The sequence below is a fragment of the Stagnihabitans lacustris genome (genome assembly GCF_025950525.1).
In the GTDB taxonomy this organism is placed as follows: Bacteria; Pseudomonadota; Alphaproteobacteria; order Rhodobacterales; family Rhodobacteraceae; genus Stagnihabitans.
The window spans coordinates 74129-99901 of the sequence record NZ_JAPDGS010000003.1 but is presented as its reverse complement, the minus strand read 5'-3'; the positions used below and the strand labels follow the sequence as shown (position 1 = coordinate 99901).

Annotated in this window: 19 protein-coding genes; 10 read left to right on the top strand and 9 right to left on the bottom strand. The window is 66.2% G+C overall.

Annotated elements, in window-relative coordinates; all coding sequences use genetic code 11:
- Window positions 1-15: 15 nt before the first annotated feature.
- From addA to regB, 6 genes are all read right to left on the bottom strand, one after another.
- Complete coding sequence (gene addA, locus NX862_RS08955; protein ID WP_264493564.1) at window positions 16-3309, bottom strand: double-strand break repair helicase AddA; 3294 nt, start codon at window positions 3307-3309, stop codon at window positions 16-18.
- A complete protein-coding gene (gene addB / locus NX862_RS08950; RefSeq protein WP_264493563.1) occupies window positions 3296-6148 on the bottom strand; it encodes a double-strand break repair protein AddB in 2853 nt (950 codons plus the stop codon). The genes addA and addB overlap by 14 nt, the downstream gene beginning before the upstream one ends.
- Window positions 6141-6812, bottom strand: a complete 672-nt coding sequence (locus NX862_RS08945) for a nucleotidyltransferase family protein (protein WP_264493562.1) — start codon at window positions 6810-6812, stop codon at window positions 6141-6143. The genes addB and NX862_RS08945 overlap by 8 nt, the downstream gene beginning before the upstream one ends.
- The gene (gene tsaE / locus NX862_RS08940; RefSeq protein ID WP_264493561.1) at window positions 6809-8146 is read right to left on the bottom strand and encodes a tRNA (adenosine(37)-N6)-threonylcarbamoyltransferase complex ATPase subunit type 1 TsaE; all 1338 of its coding nucleotides are present in this window, start codon (window positions 8144-8146) and stop codon (window positions 6809-6811) included. Before tsaE ends, NX862_RS08945 begins: the two co-directional genes overlap by 4 nt.
- A 39-nt stretch (window positions 8147-8185) precedes the next feature.
- Window positions 8186-9760 carry a PAS-domain containing protein gene (locus NX862_RS08935; protein WP_264493560.1) on the bottom strand — a complete coding sequence of 525 codons (1575 nt, stop codon included), beginning with the start codon at window positions 9758-9760 and terminating at the stop codon, window positions 8186-8188.
- A 99-nt stretch (window positions 9761-9859) separates the two neighbouring features.
- Entirely contained in the window at window positions 9860-11224 is a 1365-nt protein-coding gene (gene regB, locus NX862_RS08930) for a sensor histidine kinase RegB (RefSeq protein ID WP_264493559.1), read from the bottom strand.
- Between the two features lie 75 nt (window positions 11225-11299).
- Here regB and NX862_RS08925 point away from each other — a divergent pair, with 75 nt between their 5' ends.
- The 3 genes from NX862_RS08925 to NX862_RS08915 all read left to right on the top strand — a co-directional run bounded on the left by NX862_RS08925 (window position 11300) and on the right by NX862_RS08915 (window position 12923).
- On the top strand, window positions 11300-11929 hold the full coding sequence (locus NX862_RS08925; protein WP_264493558.1) for an SCO family protein: 630 nt from the start codon (window positions 11300-11302) through the stop codon (window positions 11927-11929).
- 30 nt (window positions 11930-11959) lie between these two features.
- Window positions 11960-12511: an ActR/PrrA/RegA family redox response regulator transcription factor gene (locus NX862_RS08920; RefSeq protein WP_264493557.1), complete on the top strand. Its 552-nt coding sequence runs from the start codon at window positions 11960-11962 to the stop codon at window positions 12509-12511.
- A 100-nt stretch (window positions 12512-12611) separates the two neighbouring features.
- Window positions 12612-12923 carry an H-NS histone family protein gene (locus tag NX862_RS08915; RefSeq protein ID WP_264493556.1) on the top strand — a complete coding sequence of 104 codons (312 nt, stop codon included), beginning with the start codon at window positions 12612-12614 and terminating at the stop codon, window positions 12921-12923.
- Here the strand turns inward: NX862_RS08915 and NX862_RS08910 are convergent.
- Complete coding sequence (locus tag NX862_RS08910) at window positions 12920-13606, bottom strand: LysR substrate-binding domain-containing protein (RefSeq protein ID WP_264493555.1); 687 nt, start codon at window positions 13604-13606, stop codon at window positions 12920-12922. The two genes, NX862_RS08915 and NX862_RS08910, sit on opposite strands and share 4 nt — an antisense overlap.
- Window positions 13597-13788 carry a LysR family transcriptional regulator gene (locus tag NX862_RS08905; protein ID WP_264493554.1) on the bottom strand — a complete coding sequence of 64 codons (192 nt, stop codon included), beginning with the start codon at window positions 13786-13788 and terminating at the stop codon, window positions 13597-13599. Before NX862_RS08905 ends, NX862_RS08910 begins: the two co-directional genes overlap by 10 nt.
- A gap of 115 nt (window positions 13789-13903) precedes the next feature.
- On the opposite strand from NX862_RS08905, the gene NX862_RS19485 reads away from it, so the two are divergent.
- Window positions 13904-13993 carry an SAM domain-containing protein gene (locus NX862_RS19485; RefSeq protein WP_489686360.1) on the top strand — a complete coding sequence of 30 codons (90 nt, stop codon included), beginning with the start codon at window positions 13904-13906 and terminating at the stop codon, window positions 13991-13993.
- Here the strand turns inward: NX862_RS19485 and NX862_RS08900 are convergent, their stop codons facing one another.
- Entirely contained in the window at window positions 13994-14578 is a 585-nt protein-coding gene (locus NX862_RS08900) for an HD domain-containing protein (RefSeq protein WP_264493553.1), read from the bottom strand.
- A gap of 136 nt (window positions 14579-14714) precedes the next feature.
- Between NX862_RS08900 and NX862_RS08895 the strand changes: the two genes are divergently transcribed.
- The 6 genes from NX862_RS08895 to NX862_RS08870 all read left to right on the top strand — a co-directional run bounded on the left by NX862_RS08895 (window position 14715) and on the right by NX862_RS08870 (window position 25733).
- Window positions 14715-15944 (top strand): DUF6212 domain-containing protein, encoded by a 1230-nt coding sequence (locus NX862_RS08895; protein WP_264493552.1) that lies wholly within the window; start codon window positions 14715-14717, stop codon window positions 15942-15944.
- On the top strand, window positions 15937-19080 hold the full coding sequence (locus tag NX862_RS08890) for a glycosyltransferase (protein ID WP_264493551.1): 3144 nt from the start codon (window positions 15937-15939) through the stop codon (window positions 19078-19080). The genes NX862_RS08895 and NX862_RS08890 overlap by 8 nt, the downstream gene beginning before the upstream one ends.
- Window positions 19081-19158: 78 nt before the next feature.
- Window positions 19159-21957, top strand: a complete 2799-nt coding sequence (locus tag NX862_RS08885) for a glycosyltransferase family 8 protein (protein ID WP_264493550.1) — start codon at window positions 19159-19161, stop codon at window positions 21955-21957.
- Window positions 21958-21960: 3 nt separating this feature from the next.
- Window positions 21961-22764: a hypothetical protein gene (locus tag NX862_RS08880; RefSeq protein WP_264493549.1), complete on the top strand. Its 804-nt coding sequence runs from the start codon at window positions 21961-21963 to the stop codon at window positions 22762-22764.
- Window positions 22765-22917: 153 nt separating this feature from the next.
- Complete coding sequence (locus NX862_RS08875) at window positions 22918-24516, top strand: hypothetical protein (protein ID WP_264493548.1); 1599 nt, start codon at window positions 22918-22920, stop codon at window positions 24514-24516.
- Window positions 24513-25733 carry a glycosyltransferase gene (locus NX862_RS08870; RefSeq protein ID WP_264493547.1) on the top strand — a complete coding sequence of 407 codons (1221 nt, stop codon included), beginning with the start codon at window positions 24513-24515 and terminating at the stop codon, window positions 25731-25733. The genes NX862_RS08875 and NX862_RS08870 overlap by 4 nt, the downstream gene beginning before the upstream one ends.
- The last annotated feature ends 40 nt before the right edge of the window (window positions 25734-25773 follow it).

The window sequence follows — 25773 nt, the reverse complement described above, 5'->3', positions numbered from 1 at the left end:
TTCAAGACCCGGAACCTAAGATGCGGGGGTCAGGGCGTCAAGGTCCACGACATCTGGGGTTAGCGGCAATGCAGGCAGGTCATGGATCGCCCGCGCCAGGGCCGCATCAACCAGATCGCGCGGCAGGGTCATCAACCGGCCGGTTTCCGTCCACAGGATCGCGCAATCGGCCGCAATCCCCAGGCCGCCCACCATGTGCCGATAGGCCCCCATTTGCCGCAAGATGCCCTCGGGCACCTGATCGGGGGCGGAGGGCACCACCAGGTTCGACTTGAAATCGACGATCAGCCGCCCCCCGGTCGCAAGGGCGACCAGCCGGTCAATCGACCCCATCAGCCTCCGCCCGTTCCAATCGGCGGTCAACGCAACCTCGGCCTGACCGGCAAAGACCTCGGCCAGGTTGGGGTCCAGGATCAGCCGGGCCGCCGCCTCCAACTGCGCCTCGGCCCACAGACCCTTTGCCACGGCAGGCCAGGTTTCCACCGGATGATCGGGCAGAAACTGCAACAGCTTGTGCAGGGCCGTGCCGCGCGCCATCGCCGTTTCGCTGTCCTCGCCACCGCCCGCCAGCGCCTTGGCCCCGCCAAGGTCCGAGGGCGAAAGCGTCTTGGCCTGACGCTCCATCGGCTCGGCCCGGACGAAAACCCAGGCCTCCAGCGGGGCAGGGGCCTCTTGAGGCTGGGCCTCGGGCGGGACCGGGTCCGGCCAATCGCCGTGCTGATGACGCAGGCCGAATGGGACCTTTTGCGCCGGCAGTTTCGCCATGCCCTGCGCCACGATGCCATGCCATGCCTTTTCCGACTTGGCCTCTCCGGCGCCGCAGACCACCAGCCAGGACCGCGCCCGGGTCAGCGCGACATAGAGCAGCCGCAAGTTCTCTTCGGCCTCTCGGGCCTGTTTCCGCTGGATCAGAGCCAGAATCTCGGGCGGCGCCGCGTCGGCGGGGACTTTGGCATAGACCCGCCCCTGGTCGTCCTCCAGCATCGCGCCGCGGTCATTGGCGCGGCGGTCATTGGTCTGCGGCAGGAAAACCACCTCGGCCTCCAGCCCCTTTGACCCATGCACCGTCATGACCCTGATGCGCCCGCCCGCCCCCTCGGCTTGGCGTTTCACCTGCGCCTCGTCCTGCTCCAACCAGGACAGGAAGCCGGTCAGGCTGGGCACCGACCCCGCCTCATAGGTCAGCGCCAGGTTCAACAACTCGTCAATCGCGTCCTCGGCCTCATGCCCCAACCGCGCCAGCAACCGCCGGCGCCCGTCATGCCGGATCAGCGCGCGTTGCAGCAGTTCATAGGGCCGCAGAAAGTCCACCCGGTCGCGCAGGTCGTGCAGCGCGGTCACATAGGGCGTGTCTTTCGCCCTTATCGCCTCCCACAAAAACCCCTTCCGCCGGGTGATCGCGTAAAGCTCCGCTTCGGTGATCCCGAACATCGGAGAGCGCAGGACAGAGGCCAGCGACAGGTCATCCTCGGGCGTCGCCAGGAATTTCAGCAGCGCAATCAGGTCCTTGACCGCCAGTTCCTCGGTCAACTCCAGCCGGTCGGCGCCCGCAATCGGCAGGCCGCGCGCCTTGCAGGCCCGGATGACCTCGTCGAACACCGGCCCGCGGGTTTGCACCAGGATCAGCACATCCCCCGGCGTCATGGGCCGCGGACCCTTGGCGGTCGGGATCTGCTCACCACGCGCCAGCATCGCCGCGATATTTTCCGCGATTTGCGCCGAAAGCCGCGCCACTGGGTGACTGTCGCGGATCAGGTCGACCGGGTCTTCAAAGGCGGTGTCCTCCGGCGTTTCGTCGTCGGCAATCAGGGGCCAAAGGTCGACACGGCCGGGCAGGGCTTCATTGGTCGCGCGGTGGCTGACCGTATCGCCCAGGGCGCCCGGGTCGCGCCCCGACAGCGCCGCATCCACCACATCCAGGATCGCAGGCGAGGAGCGGAAGGAGTATTCCAGCGGCAAAACCTGAAAGACCTGCGCCACCGCATCGAAATTCCGCTGGAACAGAGCCTGTTTTTCGTCGAAGGCCGCGACATCGGCGCCTTGGAAGGAATAGATCGACTGCTTCTTGTCGCCCACGACGAACAGCGTCCGCCCGCCCTCTCGCGTGCCCGCGCCTGCCGTAAATTCCGCCGTCAGAAGCTCCACCACCCGCCATTGATCGGGCGAGGTATCCTGCGCCTCGTCCACAAGCACGTGGTCGATGCCGCCATCCAGCCGAAACAGAACCCAAGCCGCGACCGAGGGGTCGGACAAGAGGTCGCGCGCCCGCGTGATCAGGTCGTCGAAATCCAGCACGCCCAGGGCGGACTTGCGCGCCTGCCAACGCGGCAAGAAGGCCCGCGCCAGCCCCGCCAGCGCCGCGGTCTTTTCCGCCGCATACAGCGCCAGCCGCCTGGGCCGCGCCGCCTCGACTCGCCGCATCAGGTCTTCCAACCGGGGCAAGAGCGTCCCCAGTTTCCCCTGCGTCGCCTTGGTCGGAAAAGAGCCTAACTTGGCGGTAAAGGGCTCTTTTGCGCTTGAACCAGTCAGCAAAACCCCCTCCAAAGCCTGCAACCCCTCCAGGCTGGGCGTGACACGGGTCAGGTTTTCGGCCGCCTTCACATCATTGGCGCTGCCCGCCGCCAGGATCGGCAGGACGGCGGCCAGAAGGTCGGACTCATCGCCAAGGAAGACCTCGGCCAGCAGATCCGCGGCGCTGTCGGGCGCAAAGGGTGTGCCGTCGAAACCGTCAGGATAGCCCGCGATATCGGCCAAAAGCCCCGGAAACCCGTCGCCCGAGAAATAGCGCGCGGCCTGCGACAGGGGCGCCGGGACCTGCGTCGCCATCTCCTCCAAAAGATCGGCGCGCAGCATCTTGGCGGCGCGGTCGTCCATCTCTGCAAAGCCCGGCGACACCCCAGCCTCCAGCGGAAAACGCCTTAACAGGGACGCACAGAAGGAATGGATCGTCTGAATCCGCAAGCCGCCCGGCGTCTCGATGGCGCGCGCGAACAGCCGCCGCGCCCGGGCCAGCGTATCGCCGCCAAGGCCGGTTTCGCCCAGATCGGACAGGGCAGCGGTCAGCTTGGCGTCCTCCATCATCGCCCATTCGCCAAGCCGCGCGAAAAGCCGGTTCTGCATCTCGGTCGCGGCGGCTTTGGTATAGGTCAGGCACAGGATGCGCTGCGGCGAAACGCCCCCCAGCAGCAGCCGTGCCACCCGGTCGGTCAGCACCCGCGTCTTGCCCGACCCCGCATTGGCCGACAGCCAGGTCGAGGCCAGCGGATCAGCCGCCTTGCGTTGCGCAGAAAGGGCCTCAAGCGGGATCATCGGTCAGCCTCACGGTTACAGCCTTGTCGGTCATGTCCCATTCGCCAAAGCGCGACAGGTGGTCATAGTCGCCCGGAAAGCGCGCCTCGAACACCGCGCGGCGGGCGGTATAGCCCTGCTTTTCGCCTTGATAGGCTCTGATCAGCTTGACAAAACGCACCCAGATTTCGTCGATCTCGGCCGTCGTCAGCGGCGTGTCGATCGCCTTGTCCCCCGACAGACCGATATAGGAAATAAAGCTGACCTCTGCCGGATCGCCAAAGCCGCCGCGTTCCGCCATGGCCGCCGCAAGATGCAGCTGCAGATCAAAGGCCGCCTGCTGCTTCTTGGTCGGCGGCGCTCCGGTCTTGTAGTCGATCAGGTGCAGCCGCCCATCCGGCAGAATGTCGATCCGGTCCGGGATGCCAAAAAGCGTAAAGCCGGTGTCCTCGACCGCGACTTCGCCTTTGGTTTCCACCTGTCGCGCCGTGCCGCCATGCTTGCGGTCCTGACGCAAGAAGTGATCCGCCGCCCGCTCCATCCGCGACAGCCACAGAAGCCGGGCCGAGGGGAAGGGGGTCTCTTCGGCCAAAACAGTCTCTGATATGGCCAAAAGCCGAGCCTTTGCCTGGGGAAGGGTCTCTTCCGGCCGCTCTTTCACAAAGGTTTCCAGGATGCGGTGGATTGCATTTCCGCGGTCACGGGGGTCGGGTTCGGGACGCAAAGGGTCCAGCTTGCGCAGCCGCAGCACATATTGCGCATAGATCGCATAGGGGTCGCGGATCAGCGTCGAAATCCGCGTCAGCGACAGCCGATCCGGCCGCGACGTCAGCGGAGGCGCCGGGGCAGGGCGCTTTTCGGGCGGGATCGGCGCTTCCGGTTCCTCCAGCAACCGGGCGCGGGTCAGCCAAGCCGCGCCCCGCGCCTTCATCGCCGCCAGCGACTCGGGTCCGTGCCGCACGGGCAGGCCCTCCATCAGGTTCGACAGCCGGTTCAGCCAGCGCGCCGGGACGGTTTCCGCATCGGTATCGCGCAGCGCGCGTGAGAGGATCACCTCTTCGCCCGCCACCGCCTGCTGCCAGTCATGCGCCGACAGGCCGATCTGGCGTTCCGGCAGCAAAAGCCCCGCATCCTTGCGCATCTGCCGGTTCAACCACGGGTCGGGCGAGGGCGCGGCGGGCCAGATCCCCTCGTTCAACCCGGCCAGGATCATCGTATCGGCGCGCACCTCCCGCGCCTCGCGGGGGCCATGGATCGACACCAGCGGATGCGCCACAACCGCGCTGCGCACGGTGCCAGCGGCGATTTCGGCCTCGAAAAGGCGTCTGTAGTCACTGTTTGACAGGGTCGCGGCCTGGGTGTCCTCGGCTTGCAGAGCCGCCATCAGCGCCAGGGCCTCGCCGCCAGCATCCTTTTTCCACAGCTCAGAGTCGGGCTCGCAGGCCAGCGCCTCGGCTGCGGAGCGGTGGCGCGACAGGTGCCCGGCCAGATCCGAAGGCGCCGGCGACGACAGCCAATCCAGCGCCCGTCCCATCGCCAAACCCCAGTCCGCCGCGCCCTCCTGAGGCCGCGCCTTGGCCCATTCGACCAGGAAAGCGGCATCCGGAAAGGCCGGACCATTGCGGCGCAGGTGCAATTCCAGCTCTCGGGTCAAAAGAAGATGCAACCCGCGCTTCAATCCGCTGCCCGCCAGCGGGTGTTTCAACAGCGCCACCAGCACATCCGGCGTCACCGGCGTCTCGAAGGCGCGGGCCACCTGACGCAGAAACCGACCGGGCGGCGACAGCGCAAGCGGCACGCCCGCGCTGTCATCGGGTGTGATGCCCCAGCGGTCCAGCTCGGCCGTCACCCGCCGCGCCAAGTTGCGATCCGGCGTTATCAGAGCCACTTTTCGCCGCAAACAGACCGCGTGACGGATGGCGAGTGCCAGGGCCAGGGCTTCGGTTCGCGGCGAGGGCGACAGGATCAGCGACAGGCCAGAGGTCGCAGCGCGCAGGTCGGGAAGCTGTGCGCCCTCGTCTCGCCACTGGTCGGTCACGGGCGCGGGCCGCAGCGACAGCGAAATCAGCCGGTTGCGGTCAGGATCGGCAGGCGGGGTCGCGGTCCAAGGCGTCAGATCGGCCGTCGTCACGCCCAAAAGGTCGGTCAGCCGGCGGTAACGGTATTGCGGATGGTCCTCGGCGGTCAGTTGGTCGTCCATCGCGGCCCAGGTTTGCGTGGGCATGTCGGTGTCGAAACCGGGCAGGACCAGGGCACCCAGCGGATGCCGCGCCACCGCCGTCATCAGAAGCAAATTCGCCCCCCGTGAGGCGGTCGAGCCCGCCACCACGACCGGCCCCATCAGGTGCCCGGCCAGTCTTTCAGCTGCCATCCGCGCCCGACTGCCCTGCAAAAGCGGCCCTATGATGGCCAAAAACGCCTGAGTCCGCGCCCAATGCGCCGAATGGCCGGACACGTCGAGGCCCGACAGAGTCTCGGGCGCGACGCCCTCATCCGTCATCTCGTCGGCCAGCGCCGCCAGGCTTTGCGACAGGTCAAACAGCGCGGCGCGAGGGGCAAGATCGGGCTGCGCGGTCAAAAGCCGTTCAACCAACCGCGACAGGTCCAACAGCCGCGACAGCCGCCCCGGCGCCGGAGGTTGATCGGCCAGCACCGGATGGGCGGAAAGTTCCGACAGCACATGCAGGCGCGGCAGGAAACTCGCTGGCCCCGCCGTCAGCTCTTCGGTCACGCGGCGCGCCATGCGGCGGGAGTTCACGTAAAGCGTCACCCGCGACAGGTCAGGATGGCGGGCGCGCAGGCCGGCCACCAGTTCGGTCGCGAAATCGACGCCGGGCGGAAGGAAGGCGAGTTCAGCCATGAAGCAGCGCCTCGGCCTGGGGGATCGCGCCGGGATGGCCAACGTCGCACCAGCCGCCCTGATGCAGGATGCCGTAAAGCCGGCCCTCGGCGATCAGGCGATCCCACAGCAGGTTCATCGAAAACACCGTCTGCGGGATCTCGCGCAAGCGGCTGGCGCGCAGGATCTGGGCGCCAAGATAGATCGGCGCCAAGGCTCCGTTCGCGCGGGACAAGCGATTGTTTTGCATCAGGAAATCCCCGCTTCCCTTGTGGCCGATCGCCTTGTCTCGCGGCGCCAGAAGCAAAAGGCCGTCCATGTTGTCACGCCAAGCCTCGGCCAGTTCCTGCAGCGGATTGGCGCCGGTCCAGATGGCATCGGTGTTCAGCGTCATCACCGGGCCGTCACCGATCAGGGGCAGGGCGGCTTTCAACCCGCCGCCGGTCTCCAGAATTATGGGCTCGTGAACCTGCGTGACGCCGGTGGGCAGGGCTTGGGCGATCTGGTCGGCGCGGTAATGGGTGTTGATGAAGCGCAGGCCAACCTGCGGGATTTCGGTCAGCGACAGCGCATGGGAAAGCAGCGTTTGGCCCGCAACCTGGATCAAGGGCTTGGGGCGGTCGGCCGTCAAGGCGCCCATGCGGGTCCCGAAACCGGCGGCGAAAAGGAAAAGCGGAAAGGTCATAAGGTCTTGTCGCAAAAGGATTTCAGGTCTGCCAGCGCGGGATGGGCCAAGTTGCGGTCCAGATATCCACGGACACGGGGGATCAGGTCAAGGTAGCGCGGTTTGCCTTGCGTGGCGAGGCGGGCAAAGATGCCGAGGATGCGCAGCGCACGTTGGGCGCCCAGCACGGCATGGGCGGTGGCAAAGTCGGGCGAGGGGTCAAACCGGGCGACCAAATGGGCCTCAAGCTCGGGCGGAACATCGCGGCGGGCGTCCTGGGTCAGCGACACGAGGTCATAGCCGGGCTGGCCCATCTGGGCGAGTTGGAAATCCAGAAGGCCGACGCGGGCCAGACCCGGACGCTTCAGCCACAGCAGGTTTTCGGCGTGGAAATCGCGCAGGATCAGCACGCGGGGGCCGTCGGCGCGCGCAAGTGCCTCGGTCAGAAGGCCGATGAGGTCGGCGCGCGTCTGGGGGGAGGCGGGGGCGTAATGGTCAAGCGCAAGCCCTGCCGCCTCCGCCCATTGCGCGGCGGTCAGGTTGGGCAGGCCGTCCGGCGCCGGATGGGATTGCAGGTGGCGCAGGACATCGGTGGCCGCCTCGTAAAGCATTGGTTGCAGGTCGGGGCTTTGCGCGATGACCTTGGGATAAAGCGGGTCGCCAAGGTCCTCGACCAGAAGGAAGCCGCGGGGGTGATCTTCGGCGCTGACCTTCGGCGCGGAAAGGCCCAGGTCGCGCAAGTGGTTGGCGATGCGGGAGAAATCCTCAGTCCGGTCGGGCTGATCCTTGGGGGCGTCCATCAGGAGCATCCCCTTGACCCGCGCGTATCGCCGCGCCGAGGCATCGCCGGGCAGGGGGGTCAGGGGGACATCGGAAAGGCCTTGGGCCGACAGGAAATCGAGCGTCTGTTCGGCGCGGAAGGCCTGCATCAGGCCCGGAACCGGGGGCGAGACGGTCAGCCGCCGCCCCTCTCCTTGGGCCGTAAAGGTCAGGTGGTGGGCGCCCAAGGGCACGGCCTTGCCCAGCCGGTCGGGCCATTCCACCAGGCAGATGGCCTGGGAAAACGCGTCCTCCAGCCCCAGTTCCAACACCTCGTCGGGATGGGTCAGGCGGTAAAGGTCGGCGTGCCAGATTTCGGGATCGCCCGGATAGGTCTGCACCAGGGTGAAGGTCGGCGAGGGCACCTCGGTCGCCTCGCCCAGCCGCGACCGGATCAGCGCGCGGGCCAGGTGGCTTTTCCCCGACCCGATCGGGCCGGACAGCAACAGCACTGACCCCGCCCCCAGCACCTGCCCCAGGGCTCGGCCCAGGGCAGAAGTATCGCTTTCATCCACAAGATCGAAGGTCTGGTCCATGGCGGGACACTAAACCAAGTGGCAGGGGCGGCAAAGACCCTAAGCCGTCTTGCGCTCTGCATCGCGTGTAAAGACGGCTTTCGGCGGCGAAACGGCGTCGCGCAGCCGATAGCCGGTCATCGTCGCCCCCCCCACCAGCGGCAGGAACCGCGCCTCGATCATCCGGCCATCCAACAGCCGCAGATCTGCGTTCCAGGCGGAGCGTTCCCCGCTTTGGGCCGCGAAATCCTCCAGATCCGACCAGACACCCGAGGGCGAACAGCGGTCGCGCCAGGTGGCGGAAACGCTGCGCAAGGTCGCCTCGGCCAGGTTGGCGGCCGGATCGGCGCCCCACAGCTCAGCATAGGCGGCGTTCGACATCAACAGCTGACCGCCCGGAGAGAAGACGGCAATCGCCTCTTCCACCTGGTCCATCACGGATTGGCTGATCTCCAGGTCCGCACGGAAGCGGCGGGTGCGGATCATCTCGGACGAGATATCCTCGATCAGCAGGGCCAGCGCGCCATTCGGATGCGGGCGGCCGATCACGCGGTAGGTCTGACCGCCGGGCAGGGACCAGGTCTCTTCATACAGACCCGAGGTCGCAGCCCGCTCCATCTCGGTGATCTGACGGCGCCAGTTGCGGTAGTCCTTCGGTTCGGGGATCATGTTGCGGTCGCGCATCCCATCCAGCACAGACACCAGCGAGGGCCGCATCGTCAGGAAATCGGCCGGCAGCATGGTCAGGTCCATCAGCGCCGGGTTGAACAGCACCAATTGCCGCTGGCTGTCAAAGATCGCGAGGCCGACATGCAGATGGGCAAAGGTCTTGGTCAGCGTCACCATAAAGTCGCGAAGTGAGGTCTCGGCCTGGACCAAGGCATTGATCGGCGTGGCGAAATGCAGCTTTTCAACCTCGTCACCGCTGGAGACCACGTCATACCAGACCTCGTCGCCATCGCGCAGCGTCAGGCGGTGGCGCAGGCCTTCGGTGTTGCGCCCCTTGCCGGCAGCGGGCTCGCCAAAAATCCGCGGCAGGGGCCAGGTCAGGTCCTGATTGGAGGCCAGGACCTCGGAGGCCTTCAGCATATAGGCCGAGTTCGCCCAGATCACATCGCCATTCGCCCGTTCCTTCCAGATCAGCGTCGGAGCCCGGGCGGCGGTGTCGCGCAGAAGGGAAATCTCCTCCTCCATCGCGCGCATCGCCATCATGTCTTGCCCGCCGTGGGGCACCTGATGGCTGGGATCGGTCAACACGACCCGCGTCAGCCCGCCGCGCAATTCCGCCTGCAACACCAGGGCGTTGCCCGAATCCGACGTCAGCGTCAGCGCCCCATCCACCGACAGACGCAGCAACCGCGCCTCCAGCTCGGAGAAATGCGGCGTCAGATAGGTCATCAGCCGGGTCCAGGTCGGGCCCTGCGCCGGGATCGCCGCCAAAAGCGCCCGCGCCCCCGGCGTGCTGTCGATCATCGTGTCGCCGTCGAACAGAAAGACCGTGGCCGATGTATCCTCGGCAAAGACCGACACAGGCGCCCGCCGATGCCGCCTTTCGATCCAGAGCAGCGCCAAAAGCGCCGCCCCCGCCGTCACCAGCGCCAAAACCACAAGCTCCAACTGCACAATCCAGGTCACGAAGGCCCCCTAGAACATCATCCTGACCCTCAACCTAGGGAGTCAGAGTTAACAGAGGGTTAAGCAAATAATTCCCTTTTTTCGTTGAACTTAAGCGGTTTAAATCTCCATCGGCCGGTTCTCTTGGTTAACCAAATCGGCCTCGGCCAGCAGCGCCGATTCGGGCCAGACCACCTCGACCACGGCGCCCGACCGTTCCGGCCTGATCCCCGGACCGGAAAACGGATCAGAGGCATTGGCAAAGGTCAGGACCGCGCCGGTCCGCTCCAGCAGGGTCTTGGCGATGAACAGGCCCAGCCCCATCCCCTCATAGCCCGGCCGCGCCTCGTCCACGCGGCGGTTGCTGACGAAAGGGTCGCCGATGCGATACAGCACGTGAAACGGAAAGCCGTCGCCGTCATCCACGATCCGTACCCGGATCTGGCCCTGGATATGCTCCAGATCGACCCAGACCTTGCCCGCCGCAAAGTCCACCGCGTTCTGGATCAGGTTGCGCAGCCCGTGGATGACCTCGGGCCGGCGCCAGATGCGGGGCTGCAGATGCAGGCCGATGCCGTCGACGACCTCGACCTTTTTGCCGCGGTCCATATGCGGCTCGGCGGCCTCGTTGACCACCGCGATCAGGGGGGCCTGACGCAAATGCAGGTCATCCTTGCCCGCCCGCCCCATGTCGCGCAGGATGTCCCGACAGCGGTCGGCCTGGGCGCGGATCAGCATCGCATCCTCGCGCGCGTCGCCTTCCAGCTCTTCGACCAGCTCTGTCGCCACCATCTTGATCGTCGCCAGCGGAGTCCCCAACTCGTGTGCTGCAGCCGCCACGACGCCCCCCAGATCGGTCAGCTTCTGTTCGCGCGACAGGGCCATTTGCGTCGCCAAAAGCGCATCGGCCATGGCCCGCATTTCGACCGCGATCCGACGTGAGAAGATGGCAATAAAGACCGTGCCGGAAACCACCGCCAGCCAGAAGCCGACCTCGAACTGGCGGGGCAGGATGACGACTTCACCGCTGGCAAAACGCAAGGGCTTGTAGACGAAGGCCACCGCTGTCACCAACTGCACCGCCAAGCCACCCAGAAAGACGGTCGATTTCAGCTCTAACGCCGAGGCCGAGATCGTGACGGGCACGATGACCAAAAGGATGAACGGGTTGTCCAGCCCCCCGGTCATGCCCACCAGATAGATCAGCTGGATCAGGTCGAACAACAGCAGAAGCATCGCCTCATGGTCGGCCAGGCGGCGGTTGCCGGGAAAAACCGTGGCGCTGATGATGTTCAGCGCGACGGCGGCGCCCACGGCCAAGGCGCATTGGTCGATGGGCAGGATCAGGCCGAAATAGGCATGGGCGGCGGTCATCACCGCGACCTGACCCACGACGGAAAACCACCGCAATGTGGTCAGCGTCCGCAGCCGGACCCATTGCCCCTCCGAGAAATCGCGGGCACTCGGCCCGGGCAATTGGTCCATGTCTCTCCCTCTCGCGTCTGGCCTTGGGACTTGTTATGGTCCCCGCGGCTTGCAATCAATGCCCCGGAGGCTTTCATGCGCACAGGTTCTGTCATCGCAATCATCGCAGGGGTCGGTTTGTCCTTCGTCTTGGCCGGGAGCGCGATTTACGTGACCCAGCAACAGACCTCGGCCTGTCTGGGCGGCGCCGTCATGGGGGCCAAGATCGGCGGGCCGATGACCTTGCACGATTCCGCAGCAAAGCCTGTGACCGAAAAGGATATCCTGTCCGGCGCCACGCTGGTCTATTTCGGCTATGCCAATTGCCCGGATGTCTGCCCGGTCGACAATGCGCGCAATGACCAGGTTGCCGATCTTTTGGCCGCCAAGGGCGTGACGCTGACGCCGATCTTCATCTCGGTCGATCCGACCCGCGACACGCCCGAGGTTCTGGCGAATTACGAATCCGCCTTCACGCATCTGAAGACCTATACCGGCACCGCCGAAGAGGTGGACGCCGCCGTAAAGGCCTGGAAGGTCTATTACGAAATCCTCCCCGCGGATCTGGCGAAATACCAGGCCGACCCCTCGACCTTTTACACCGTCAATCACACGACGATGACCTATCTGGCCAAGCCCGGTGGCGATGTCGTGGCCGTCTTTCAGCGCGAGAACACCGCCGAAGAGATCGCGCAATGGGCGCCTTGTTATCTGTCCGCCTCCTAGTTAGCCTCCCCTCAACCTTGGGAGGGGCTTATGACCGAAGAGCTGCCAGATATCGGGCCGGATCGCAGTCTGCTTCTGGTCGATGACGACGAGGCCTTTGTGAAACGCCTGGCCAAGGCGATGGACAAGCGCGGCTTTCAAACCGAGGTCGCGTTGTCGGTCGCTGAGGGGCGGGCGCTGGTGCAGGCGCGGCCTCCGGCCTATGCGGTGGTTGATTTGCGGCTGACGGATGGCAATGGGCTGGACGTGGTGCAGGCGCTGCACGAGTGCCGCCCCGACAGCCGGGTGATTGTCCTGACCGGTTATGGCGCGATTGCGACGGCGGTGGCGGCGGTGAAAATCGGTGCCGTGGATTACCTGTCCAAACCCGCCGATGCCAATGACATCACCAAGGCTTTGTTGGATGTGGGCGACGAATTGCCCGAACTGCCGGATGCGCTGATGTCGGCGGATCGGGTGCGCTGGGAACATATCCAGCGCGTCTATGAGATGTGCGACCGCAATGTCTCGGAAACGGCGCGGCGCCTGTCGATGCATCGACGCACGCTGCAAAGGATATTGGCGAAACGCAGTCCGAAGTAATCGGCGTCACCATGACGCGGGGGTGATTGGCAATTGGCCCTTGTCATTTCAAGTCAACATTCTTAACACCAAGGGGACGCAGCCCTGAAAGGATGTGGGAATGGTCGATCTGAATTCGTATTCGCTGAAAGAACTGAAAGAGCTTCAGGCCCAGGTGGCCAAAGCCATCGCCTCTTTCGAGGACCGCAAAAAGCTTGAAACCCTGGCCAAGCTGCGCGAATTGGCGCGGGCCGATGGATTTCAGCTTGAAGAGCTGACCTCGATGACGTCGACGCGCAAACGGGCGCCCTCGGCCGTGACCTATGCCAATCCGGCGGACCCTTCGGACACCTGGTCCGGCCGTGGCCGCAAGCCGCGCTGGTTCATCGAAGCCATGACCGCTGGCAAAAGCCGCGAAGACCTGTTGGTCTAAACCACCGCTTTCAGCCAGCGGATGAAGGCCTTCAGCTCCGGGCGTTTCGGCCCGGGGCGCGTCACCATATAATAGGCCAGGCTGTCGTCTTTCAGCCGCCCGACGATATGCAGCGTGCCGTTTTCCACGTCATGTTCCACCAGGGCCTCGGCCTCGACATATAGGCCAAGCCCCGCGCGGGCCGCCGAAAGCGCCAGATCCTCGGTCGGGACATCGGTGATGTTCATGGCCGCAGGTTTTAGGCCAAAGCCCTTCAGCCAGGTCTGGGTCTCGGGCCAATCCTCGGCGAAAACCCAAGGCATTGCGGACATTTCGGCATTGGTCAAATTCGACCGCCCGTTCAGCAATTCGGGCGAGGCGACGATGACATAATCGGCAGGGGTCAGGAATTCGACATCCAGCCCCGGCCATTTGCCATTGCCAAAGCGGATGCCAATGTCGATCCCCTCACGCCGCAAATCGACGACGCGCTTTTCCGGGTTCAGCGAGAGTTCGATTTCGGGATGGGCCTTCCAGAAGCCGCCCAGCTTGGGCATCAGCCAATTCGCCGCAAAGGCCGCAGTCAGCGTCACGCGCAGGGCGCCGGGCCCGCCGCCCCGCACCTCCTCCAGCGCGCGGGCGATGCCGCCAAAGCCCTCGACCAGGGCGGCGGCCAGCTTCACCCCCTCGGGCGTCAGCGCCATGCCGCGCCCAGCGCGATACAGCAGCTCGCGGCCATGTGGTCTTCCAGTCCGCGCACCTGTTGGGCTATCGCGGCATGGGTCACGTTCAGCTCTCGGGCGGCCAGTGAAAAGCTTTGCAACCGCGCCGCAGCCTCGAAGGCCCGCAACGCGGTAAGCGAGGGGAAGACGCGCCAGTCGATCATTCCAAAGCCTTTTACAAATCTGCCATCTGTTAGACAAGCTTACATGTTGAAAGATTCCCTGACTGGGAAATCGTTCACAAATCCCCTATATCCCTAGCATCGGATGTAGTGAAAGATGAAGAAAATGTTAAACCTGATTGCAGATGCGCTGATGACCATCACCGGCATGGGTCCGGCCCCGAAGGTCTACAAGCGTGGCCGCTGATCACAGCGCCGCCAACAAGGCCTCGTGCCGCAAAACATAGGCCGTCCGCACCTCCGCGGGCGGCCTTAGTCTGAGTTCGACCCCCCGAAACGCCGCATCGGGACGGCCAAAGAAGCGGTCCGCCTCGTCCTCGCGGAAGCCCGCGATTTGCACCGCCTCCAGCCAAGCGCTGATCTTGTCCGCCGCCTTGATCGCCTTTTTCACCGCGACCGGCAGCACCGCTGGCAGGCCAAAGCGGATATGAACCGCCGCCGCCAGCCGCGCATCCAGCTCTGCATAGCCCGGACCGACCGCCGACTTGACCGGGCTGATCATGTCGCCAATCACATATTCCGGCGCGTCATGCAGCAAGGCGGCCAGGCACCAGCGCGGATCGGCCCCGCCCTGACGGCGGAAAATCTCTTCGACCAACAGCGAATGTTCGGCCACCGAATAGGGCCAATCGCCATGCGTCTGGCCGTTCCACCGCGCCACAAAGGCCAAACCATGAGCGATATCAATGATTTCGATGTCGACGGGCGTCGGGTCCAACAGGTCCAGCCTGCGACCGGACAGCATCCTTTGCCAGGCGCGGGGTTGTTTCATCGGCCTCTCCTGCTGCTTTGCCTCCCCTTCCTGCCCGGAAAGCGCGCGCATTTCCACCCTTCACCAAGCGGGCGTCGGTGGCTGGACGCCTCGCCCCCCCTGTGCGATGTAGACCCCCATCCAACGGGAGTTTCGGATGGTCATGTCCTGGATGCCGATGTGCCTGGTGCCTGCCTGTGACCTTGACCGCGCCGCCTGGCCGATGGCCTTGGCCGTGATTGCCCCTGACCTGACCGTCACCCGCGACGGCGCCCCGGTGGCGCTGGACCGCCTTGCGCCGCAGATCCTGGCCGCGATCAGCCTGTCGGACGCGGGGGCGGCGACCCTTGCGCGGCTGGACCTGCGGCATCTGCGCGCGACGCCCGACGACCTGCCCGCGCTTTGGGCGCAGCTTTTGACCGAAGAGCTGACCGCCGCTCAGGCCCGCAACGTGAAACAACTGCGCGAGCTGGCGCAGCTGCGGCAGCTGTCGGAAACCAGCTTGCAGCATTTCGAACGGCTGGAGGCCTTTGTGTGGCAGACCACCGCGGCCGAGCGGCATCAGGTCACGCATCTGCCCCTGTCCGATGCGGTGCTGGACCTGACAGGCGTGGAACAAAGGTTGCCCTCCGACAGCGTCGGCCTGAGCGACCTTGCGGTCTTTGTCCAGGATGCGGGGCGCGGCGTGCTGACCGCGACGCTGCGCCTGTTGGAAAGCGATCAGGTGGTGGGCCAGTGGCAGGTCACGGACCCCGGCCCCGGCTGGCTGCGTCTGGCCCTTCCGCGCGCCCTGCCCATGGACGCCCAGACCGCGATCCTGCGGCTGGACTGGCAGGGTGACGCCCTAAGTCTGGGCCTGTCGCATCCCCATCCCGACCCGCGCTTTCAGGCGCATGACGGCCGCCCCCTGGCGCTGCGGCTGTGGAAATTCGTGCCCGGAACGCTGGCCCCCATGGCGCCTGATGCCCATGGGCCGGGCCTGCCGAAATGGCTTGTCAGCCTGGACGCCCTGCGCGAGGCGGCGGCCCTGGCCGATGATCCCGAACGGGTCGAGGTGCTGGATTGGGCCAAGGGTCTGGTCCTGCGCCCGGCGCCGGGGCAGACGATTGCGGTCCGCCTGCCCGCTTTCGCCCGGCCCGGCATGGCGCGGCTGCAGGGCATGGTCTCGGTCCTTGGCGCCGATGCCCTGGCCGACCTGGCCTATGCCGTCGATGACGCCCCGCAATGGCAGCGCCTGACCGCGGCAGAGCCCGGCCAGCTGCACGCGCAGTTCGCCCCCCTGACCCAGGTGCAAGACCTGATCCTGATGGCCCGCGTCCCCGACGATGCCACCAGCGCCGCCGTCGTGATCTTTGAACCGATCGAGGCCTTTGCCTCCGATGTCTGACGCCCCGCTTTTGGCCATCATCATCCCGGTCTACCGCCACTCGGTCCTGATGGTCGAGGCGGTGGACAGTGCCCTGGCGCAAGAGGCGCCCTTTGGCATCCAGGTGGTGATCGTCAACGACGGCTGCCCGCATCCCGAAACGCATGAAACCGGCCTGGCGCTGGCCCGCGCCCATCCCGACCGCGTCACCTATCTGAAAAAGCCCAATGGCGGCCTGTCTTCGGCGCGCAACCATGGGATCGACCATGTCCTGACGCAGATGCCTTCGGTCCGGGCGATCTATATGCTGGACGCCGACAACCGCTTGCGCCCCCCTGCCATGGCCCGCGCGATGCAGGCGCTGACGGATGATCCGCTGGCCGGCTGGATTTATCCCGACATCGACATGGTGGGCCTGACCTCGGGGCATGATTACTCCGGCCCCTATTCCATCCTGCTGCACACCGCCATGAACACCTGTGAGGCGGGGTCGCTGATCCGCCGCGAGGTCTTTGACGCCGGGGTGCGCTTTGACATCGCCTTCAAGGCGGGGTTCGAGGATTGGGATTTCTTCCTCTCTGCGGTTCAGGCCGGCTTTCGCGGCAAGAACATCGAGGGCATGGGGTTCTTGTATCGCAAGCGCCCCGAGTCGATGCTGGCCGACAGTGAACGGGAGCGGGAACCGATCCTGGCCCGGATGCGCGCCAAGCACCGCGCGTTGTTCGCCCCCCGCGCCCTGCTGGAGCTGGAGCAGGAAGAGGCGCCGCGCTATGCCTTTTACCTGTCCGACCTGGGTCGCATCTGGCTGACCACCGATCCGTCGGAACCCGGCCAGATGCTGAAGCCCAAGGATTACGCCCTGCGGCTGTGGCAGGCGCGCGCGGCGCCGGGGCGCTTTGTTCTGCCGCCTCTGACCGTGGTGACGCAATCCGTGACCCTGACCGCGCTGCGCCGGGCGGGGGTTTTGCACAACATGCTGTGGCAGCTGGAAGCGCTGCTGGACCAGTCGCATATGGCCGCGCTGATGGTCTCTCCTGCAGAAGGCGAGCGCATGGGTTTCGCCCAGCTGATGCAACGGACCCGCGCGCCCGACGATGCCGCGGTGCTGATGCTGACGACCAAGGCCGTGACCGGATCGGCGGCCGTGCCCATCGACGCCTGGATGGAAACCCTGACCTCTGACGCGCCGAAACCCCATGTCTCGCTGGCGGAACTGACTTTGCCGCCCGACCTGGCCGGGGTGCCCCAGGGCGCGGCTTCGGGGCTGTTGCAACTGGTCGCGCTGATGCGGGGCGCGCCTTGGGCCAAGGCCGCGACGCTGACCGATTGGCGCGAGGCCGATTTGGCGCGCCGGGCGGGGTCGCATCTGATCCTGCGGCGGCGGATGGGTGGCCAACCCGTGCCGCCGATGCTGCGCGGGATGGACCGCCACATCGGCCTTTTGATGACCATCGTCGAATTCGGCGGGGTCGAGAAGGTGGCGCTGAACCTGGCCCGGTCCTTCAAGGCGCGCGGCTGGAAGGTGCATCTGTTCATCGCCGCGCATCGCGACGCCGCGCTTGGCCCCGACTGGCGCGAGACCCTGACCAGTGTCAACTTCCTGGGCGACCCGGAGTTCTGGGCCTGGGGCGAGGGCGACCGCAGCTATTTCGGCAACGAGATCCCGCGCTGGGCGGTGTCGGGCAACCATGCCCGGCTGATCGCGCTGTTGCATGGGATGGATGTGGTCATCGACCTTCATTCCGGCGCGGGCGTCGCGGTCATGAGCCAGCTGCGCAAACAGGGCGTCGTCACGGCGACCTCGCTTCATCTGGCGGACCTGTCGGCGCTGGGGCGGCCCTCGGGCAATCCTTTCCTTGGGCTGGCCTATGAACATGCCTTTGACCTGTTTTTGCCCTGTTCCCAGGGGCTTGGCGATTGGCTGCATGGGCTTGGCATCCCCGAGGACAAGATCATCCCCGTGATCAACGCGCCGTCTTTCCCCATCGCGCCCGACGTGCTGACGGGCTTGCTGGAAGCTCGACAACCGGGGCCGCGGCTGCGGGCTCTGTTCCTGGGTCGGCTGGACGCGCAAAAGGGGCTGGAGCGGCTGGCCCAGGTCATCGCCCGCAGCCGCCCCTTGCCGATCGACTGGCGCGTGATCGGCAAGGCGGTGCTGGAGGACGGCTCGACCCTGCCCCCCGCGGTGGCCGAGGTGCTGGAACCCGCCCTGACCTCTCCCGAAGCCCTGACCGCCGCCTTTGCCGCCGCCGATGTGCTGGTGCTGTTGTCGGATTACGAAGGCCTGCCGCTGACCGTGCTGGAGGCGATGCGTCAAGGCGTTGTGCCCCTGGCCACCGATGTCGGCGCCGTCTGTGAGGCGGTGGGGCCGGACACGGGTTTCCTTTTGCCGCTGGACGGCGCGGTTCCGGCCTGCCTCCAGGCGCTGGCCCGTCTGGCCGCAGATCCGGCCCTGTTGACCCGCCTGTCACAGGCCGCCGCCGCGCAGGCCCGCGATTGGACCGAGGCGACCGAAGACCTGTCCCGCGTCTTCGATGCCCTGACCGCGACCCGCAGCCTGTCGACCGACAGCGACATCCCGCCGCCCGCCCATTTGGCCGACCTCAGCCCGCTGCCGCCCTTGCCGCCGCTGGACCTGACACCGCTGGCCTGGACGCGGTTGCAGCCCGGCACAAGGGCGGAACTGGAACCCTTCGTCCCGCATGAGGGGTTTTTGCAGATCGGCGCGCCCGAGGGCTCTGGCGTGACCTGCACCCTGGAAACCCGGCTGGTGCGCGACCGCTTTGGCCGCGAAAGCCCGATCCTGGCGCTGCGCCCCAAAGGAGAGCCTCAGCCCTGGTCGACCTATGAACTGGTGCTGAACGACCTGGCACTGTCGCAGTTGACCGCGCTGGATTGGGACATCCGCTATGCCCTGGTCCGCCCCCGCCATCTGTTTGCCCAGTTCATCCTGAACGGCGGCGGGCATGAGGTGACGGTGGTGCATGGGTCCTTGCTGGTGGGGCAGATCGGCGCCCGCACGAGGCTGCGGCTGGACCTGGCGCGGCTGACCGTCGAACAGCGCCGCCTTCTGACCAAGGTGCGGCTGATCCTGTCCACCGATGGCGAGCTTTTGCCGTTGGACCTGCTGGACCTGCAGGTCACGGGTCTGCGTTAAGTCATTGGCCTGCGCCAGGCCACTTGCCGCAGCCGGGCCATGGGTCTAGGTTTCGCCCATATTGCAGGTGAGAACGCTTTGACACTCCAGACTGGCCTGACCCCTCTTCGCGAGCTGCCCGCCACCATTGCGCCGGGCCAGGACCTGGCGGGTGTCTGCGATTACCTGGACGCTTCGGCGGGTCTGCGGGGTTGGTTGGTCCATGCCCGTGTTCCTGCGCTGCCCTTGCGGGTCGAGGCCTGGTGCAACGGGCGGGCGCTGGGCCATTCCACCGCGATCCTGGACCGTCCCGATCTGGACCTTGCGCTGGACCGTCGAACCTGGTGCGGCTTTCTGCTGGGCTGGAGCCGCGTTGACCGCGCAGCCCTTTCCGCCAGCGCCCCCGACGCCCTGATCGAGCTGCGCGTGGCCCAAGGCAGCCTGCGGCTGGTCATGGCAACCGAACCCCTGACCGCCGCCCGCGCTTTGCAGTTGATCGACGCCAACCCCCAAGGCGACCTGCGCCCCGAGTTTCACGACCTGACCCAGTGGCACCGGATCGAGGCGACGGGGCTGTTCGATGCCCGTTGGTATGCCAGCCACTATGGCCCCGACACCGAGGCGCAGCGCCCCGGCCTTCTGCACTATATCCAGACCGGTGAGGCCGAGGGCCGCCGCCCGAACCTGTATCTTGACCCCAAGGCGCTAGGCCTGACGCTGCTGGACTACCCGGATGGCGCCGACCTGCGCCCTTCGGTGCATTTCGACCCGGTCTGGTATCGCGCGACCCATGACCTGCCGCCGGGCACGCCCGCCCTGGCGCATTACCTGGCGCATCGGCCGCAGAACCTGCCGAACGGGCTGGTGACTTTGGCCGACAATCCGGCGTCTTTCGACCGCTACGAGGATGGCTTGCGCGCAGGGCTTCCCGACACTCCTGCCCTTCCCGACACCCCGGCTCTGGCCGAGATCCTGGCCGATGCAAGGGTCCTTTTTGCCCCGCCCAAGCCGAAACCGCTGGATGCCCAGACCCTGATCCAGCGGCTGGAACAGGCGGTTGCCGCGGGCGACCTGCCCCCCGCGCGTGAGGCGGCGACGCTGTTGCGGGCGCGCGACCTGACGCCCTGGGGCCGGATCGCCCTGGCCCGCCTGGCCCGCGCCGAGGGCGAGCGGGCGACGGCGCTGGACCTGCTGCACCCCGTCACCGGCGAGCCCGCGCTTTTGATCACCGCCGCGGCGCTGCTGATCGAACTGGACGACCTTGCCGCGGCGGCGACCAAGGTGGCGGCGCTGGGCGATCTGGTCTCCAAACCCGCCGACCAGGTGCGCTTGCGCTTGGCGGTGCGGCGGCGCGACCCTGCGGCGCTGACCGCGCTGTTCACCCGCGGCGACCTGCAGGCCGAACCCGGTGTCCTGTGCGAGGCCGCCTACAAGCTGGTGCGCCCCGGCATCCCGCCCGAGCCGGGGCAGGAACAGGCCGAACAGCTTCTGTTGCAGGCCCTGGCCCGGACCTCGTCGGACAATCCCCATACGCTGACCGCCAGCATCCATATCCTGCTGCAGCGCCGCCGCCTGGGCGAACTGGACTCGCTATTGTCTTATGCCGAACTGCAGCCGGTGGCGGGCAAGCTGAACCTGCCTGCGCGGCGGCTTGAGGTTCTGTTCCTGTCCGATCGCCTGCCCGAGGCCGTCGCGCTGTATCGCCGCAAGCTGGCTTTGGCGGTGCTGACCCGGCCCGACGGCATCATCGTCTTGCGGCTTTTGTCCGAGGCAAAGGCCTGGGACGAGGTCGCCCGCGTGATCCTTGCGCATCTGGCCCAGGGCTTCGGCTTTGGCGAGACGGTGTTTCACGCCATGCGCGCCGTGCGTCAGGCGGGCCTTCATGCGGCGATCCTGGCGGCCGACCCGCCGGCGCAGCCTGACCCCGACCACGGAACCTTTGTCGATCTGGTGCGGATGGATCACGACCTGATCCGCGCCGCCAGCGGGCAGGCTGCGACCCCCGGCAACCTGCATTGGCTGGCCGCGCCCCCCGCGCCGGCAACCGACCATGTCGTCTTTCTGTGTGCGGATCGGCGTTACTTCCTGTCGGTCCTGACCTTTCTGGCCTCGTTCTTTGGCCAAAGCCGCCAGACTGCCGCCGAGGTTCAGGTTTTCCTGGACAAGGACGTGCCGCAGGATTGGGCCGACAGCATCGCCCCGCTGGCCGCCCGCTTTGGCCGTCGGGTGCAGATCATCTCCGAGGTCGATTTCGTGCCCCAGGGCGTCGCACTAAAGACCGAGCTGGGCTTTTTCGCCGCCGGAACCGGCCTGACGCGGGCGGCCTATTACCGCATCTATGCCGCCCGTCACCTGATGGCGCAAAACCGCTTTGCCCGCGGGCTTTACCTGGACAGCGACATCATCTGCCGTGGCGATCTGACGCCGCTTTTGCAGCAGCCCATGGCCGCGCCGCTTGCCGCAAGGGTCGAGGATCAGGGCCCCGAGGTCATCGCCGCCGCCAAGCAGAACGCCATCCCCCCGGGGCGCTATTTCAACTCGGGCGTGCTGGTGCTGGACTTTGCCCATCCCGACCTTGCCCCCGGCCTGGACCGCGCCATCCAACTGGCCGAGACAGAGCCCGAACGGCTGGTCTTTCACGACCAATGCGCGCTGAACATCGCCTTTCGCGCCGGGGAACTGGCGCCGCAGTGGAACTTCTTTCTGCGCCCCTTCCGCGAGGACAATGGCCGCATCCAGGACGGCATCCTTCTGCATTACCTGGACCGGCCAAAGCCCTGGGACATCACCTTCTGGCGCAACTTCCGCGAGGAATGGCGGGTCTGGGCGCTGGTTGTGGCCCAGGTCCTGCCCGACCGCCTGTTCACCGAAATGCTTGCCGCCGCCAACGAGGTCTGACCCATGACCACCGAAGTCGTCTTTCAGGGCGTCCCCTTTGCCCTGTCGCAGTCCGAAGGCCCGGCGCGCTTTGTGCTGGGGCTGAACAAATGCGGCTCAAGTCTGTTGAACCAGGTGGTCGAATTCATCGCGGCCGAACATGGGTTGCATCTGGTCAACCTGCCCGGCGTCTTTTTCAACGCGGGCGTCCGGGTCGAGACCTGGGCCAATGCCGATCTTGGCGCGGTGCTGCGGCCCGGGAACCTGTATATCGGCTTTCGCAACTGCCCCCCGGCCTTTGCGCGTGAGCCGCTGTTTGCCCGGTCGCGCCGGGTTTTCATGTTCCGCGATCCGCGGGACGCCCTGGTCAGCCTGTATTTCTCGGATGCCTATTCCCATGCCCTGCCCAAGGGCGAAGGCGACAAGGCCGAGGCCGCGCGCCAGCATTTCATCACCAAGCGCGACCGCATCCGCGCCACCGATATCAACGATTTCGTGGTGCAAGAGGCCGCGTCGCTGAACCGCGCCTTCCTGGCCTATGCCGAGGTCCTGCGGTCGCCGCTGACCCTGGCGCTGCGCTATGAAGAGCATGTGTTCCAGAAAAAGCGGATGCTGGCCCATATCACCCGGCATTTCGGCCTGCCCCTGACCCCCGAAGCGGTCGAGCGGCTTTTGGCCAAGGTCGATGTCGTCCCCCAGGTCGAAGCGAAAGAAAGCTTCATCCGCGCCGTCACCCCGGGCGACCATCGCCGCAAACTGCGCCCCGACACCATCGCCGAACTGGACCGCATCCTGGAAGACAGCCTCAGGATGTATGACTACCATTAAGCACGCTTTTCGCGCCATTCACCTTGATCGGGTCGGGGATAAGCCTGAAGCGGCGCGACCACAGGCTTGACAAGATCGCCCTGCTTGGCATGAGTGCAAAGCGGATGCGGGCCCCCCTGGGGGCCTGTGATCCTTGCGCGGGGCCCCCTGGCCTTGACCCTTGATCACGCCGGAGGATGGATGCTTTACGCGGATTTCTATTTTCGGATGAAGCGGCAGGATGCCGTTTGCATCGCGGGCTGGACCATGGGCGCCATCACCGGGGCGACGCTGGATATCGGCGGCCAAATGAGCCACGCGACCTCTGTCCTGACCCATCGCCGCGGCGACCTGCCCAATGGAGCCATCGGCTTCATCCTGCGCTTTGAACTGAACGGCGAGATTCTGGACGTCGAAAGCACTTTGCTGCGGATGTCGGGGCCGGACCGGGCCTGCGCCTTCCCGCCCGCTTCGGCCAACATGGATGCGCTGATCTCTCAGGCCACGGACGAGGCCTTCAGCGGCTTTATGCTGGGTCTGGCCGACGGCATTTTCGTGGTCGAGGATTACACCGCGATGGCCAAGGTCCATAACCGCGTCGTGGGCATGGCGGGCACCCGCAGCTTCAGCGAGCTGCCCGATGCCGCCGTGGCGCAGGATCAGGCGCTCAGCTTTGCCAATCCGCCGCGCGTGCTGGTCAATGGCTGGCTGGGTGATGATGGCAAGGCGGGCAACAAGCTTTTCGCCATGCTGATTGATAGCAACGGCGATCACCCCCTGTCGATCTTTCGCGACAGCCTGATCCGCCCGGACCTTGCGGGCGCGCAGATCCGCGGGCTGCGGGTCGGGATTTCCTCGGGCTATGTCGGCGGGGCGCGCATCCCGCGTGAGCTGGGCCATCAGCCGGTCTGCATGGTCGGCATGATCCACGACGGCTTCACCGTCTGCACGCTGCGGATGATTCATCCGATGACGGCGGTGGACATGGGGCCGCAGTTCGACCACCTGCGCCGCAATCTGGTCGATGCCGGTCAGGCCGATGCGATCTTTGCCAACCTGCTGCCCTCGTTGCCGGATTACCTGAATGGCGCGGCCGAGCCGGTCGAGCGTCATGGCACCCCCACGGGCGTGGCCTATGTGGTGGAACATGACCTGGATCACTGGCTGGGCCGCGATGTCATCCGCCTGGTGCGCCGCGCCGAACCCGCCCTTGCGCAGATCGGTATCCTCACGGAAACCGCATCCGAAGGGCTGATCCGCTCGACCCTGGCCGACCGGACCGAGGCGGGGGCCGGCGCGCCGCGGGTTGATCTGGTGACGACCAATGCGCCCCTGGCACGCTGGGCGCCAAATGCGACACATCTGGTGGTGTCAACCACCGCGACGCTGTTCCAGACCCTGCCCTTTGCCCAATTGGCCGAGGCCCGCGGGCAGGGCCAGCCCGCCACCTGCCTTGTGATGGTGGATACGCTGGAGGCCGGGGCCACGCCCTTGACCGAGGCCGAAGGCATCGCCGCCCTGCTGGACGGTCAGCCCTTTGTCGGCCAGATCGACCAGACGCAATGCGAACCCTCGGTCTATCCGGAATCCATGCATGTGTCGCAAACCGCGCAGATGCGCTGGCTTTTGATCACCCTGGCGCGGTCGGGGCTGGTCAGCTTTACCGGCCTGCCCGGCCTGGCCTTCCTGCCCGGTCGTGATCCGCTGCCGGCGCAAAACCGTCAAATCGAACTCCGCGCCATGCGCCTGGCCGCGATGGAGACCGCCAATTGACCCGCACCCTGATCATCTCTCATTCCCATCCCCGGCTGCGGGGTGGCGGCGGCGAAGTGGCCGCCCATCGCCAGTTCGAACACCTGAAGTCCACGGGGCAGGACGCCTGGTTCCTGGGCGCGGTCTATGATTCCACCGTGATCCCGGCGCTGTTTCCCGGGCCGGGGCGGATCGTGGAATTCGGGCCGCATGACCACGGCTTCCGCGCCTATCCGATGGACAGCAGCCTGATGGAGCATACCAACCAGGAGGACGAGGACGCGCTTTTGGCCATCCTTCTGCGCTATAAGGCGGATGTCTATCACTTCCACCACTTCTGGAACATCGGTGCGGGCGTGATCCGCCGTCTGCGCGCAGCCCGGCCCGAGGCGCGGATGATCTGCACCCTGCACGAATTCATCGCGATTTGCATGAACGACGGCCAGATGGTCAAACGCACCAGCGGCCAGCTTTGCACCGAGGCCAGCCCCGTCGCTTGCGCTTTGTGCTTCCCCTTCCTGATCCCGGCGCAATTCGTCGTCCGCAAGGCGCGGATGACCGAGATGCTGGCCTGTTTCGACCTGATCGTCTCGCCCAGTCAGTTCCTGGCGGATCGTTTCATCGCCTGGGGCCTGCCCGCCGATCGGCTGAAGGTGCTGGAGAACGGGCTTTTGCCCGATAACTCCGAAGTCATCGCCCCCGCCCCCGACCGTCACCGCCGCTTTGCCTATTTCGGTCAGGCGACGCCGACCAAGGGGCTGGATGTGCTGATGCGCGCCGCGCGGCGGGCCGCCGATCAGGACCTGAAGGCCGATTTCACCCTGGACATCCACGGCGTCACCGAAGAGCGTTACCGCGAGATGTGGCCCAAAGAGGGCGACTTGCCCGACAATGTCCGCTTTCGCGGCACCTATCGCCCGACAGAGGTGCTGGACCTGATGCGCGGCTATGGCTGGGTTGTCGTGCCCTCGATCTGGTGGGAGAATTCGCCGGTGGTCATCCAAGAGGCCCGCCAGGCCGGGACCCCGGTGATCGCGTCCAACATCGGCGGGATGAAGGAAAAGGTCGGCGGCTGGGGGCAGTTGTTCCCGGTGGGGGACAGCGAGTCCCTGTCGCGGCTGATCCTGTCGCTGTCCTCCGATGCCAAAGCGCACAAGGCGGCCCTGGCCAAGGTGACAGAGCCGCTGATGATCGACGCCCATGTGACGGTCCTGCAAAAGCTGATCGACGCGCTGTAACCCAAGGCCCCGGGCTCGCGACCCCGGGGGCCGCATCCCG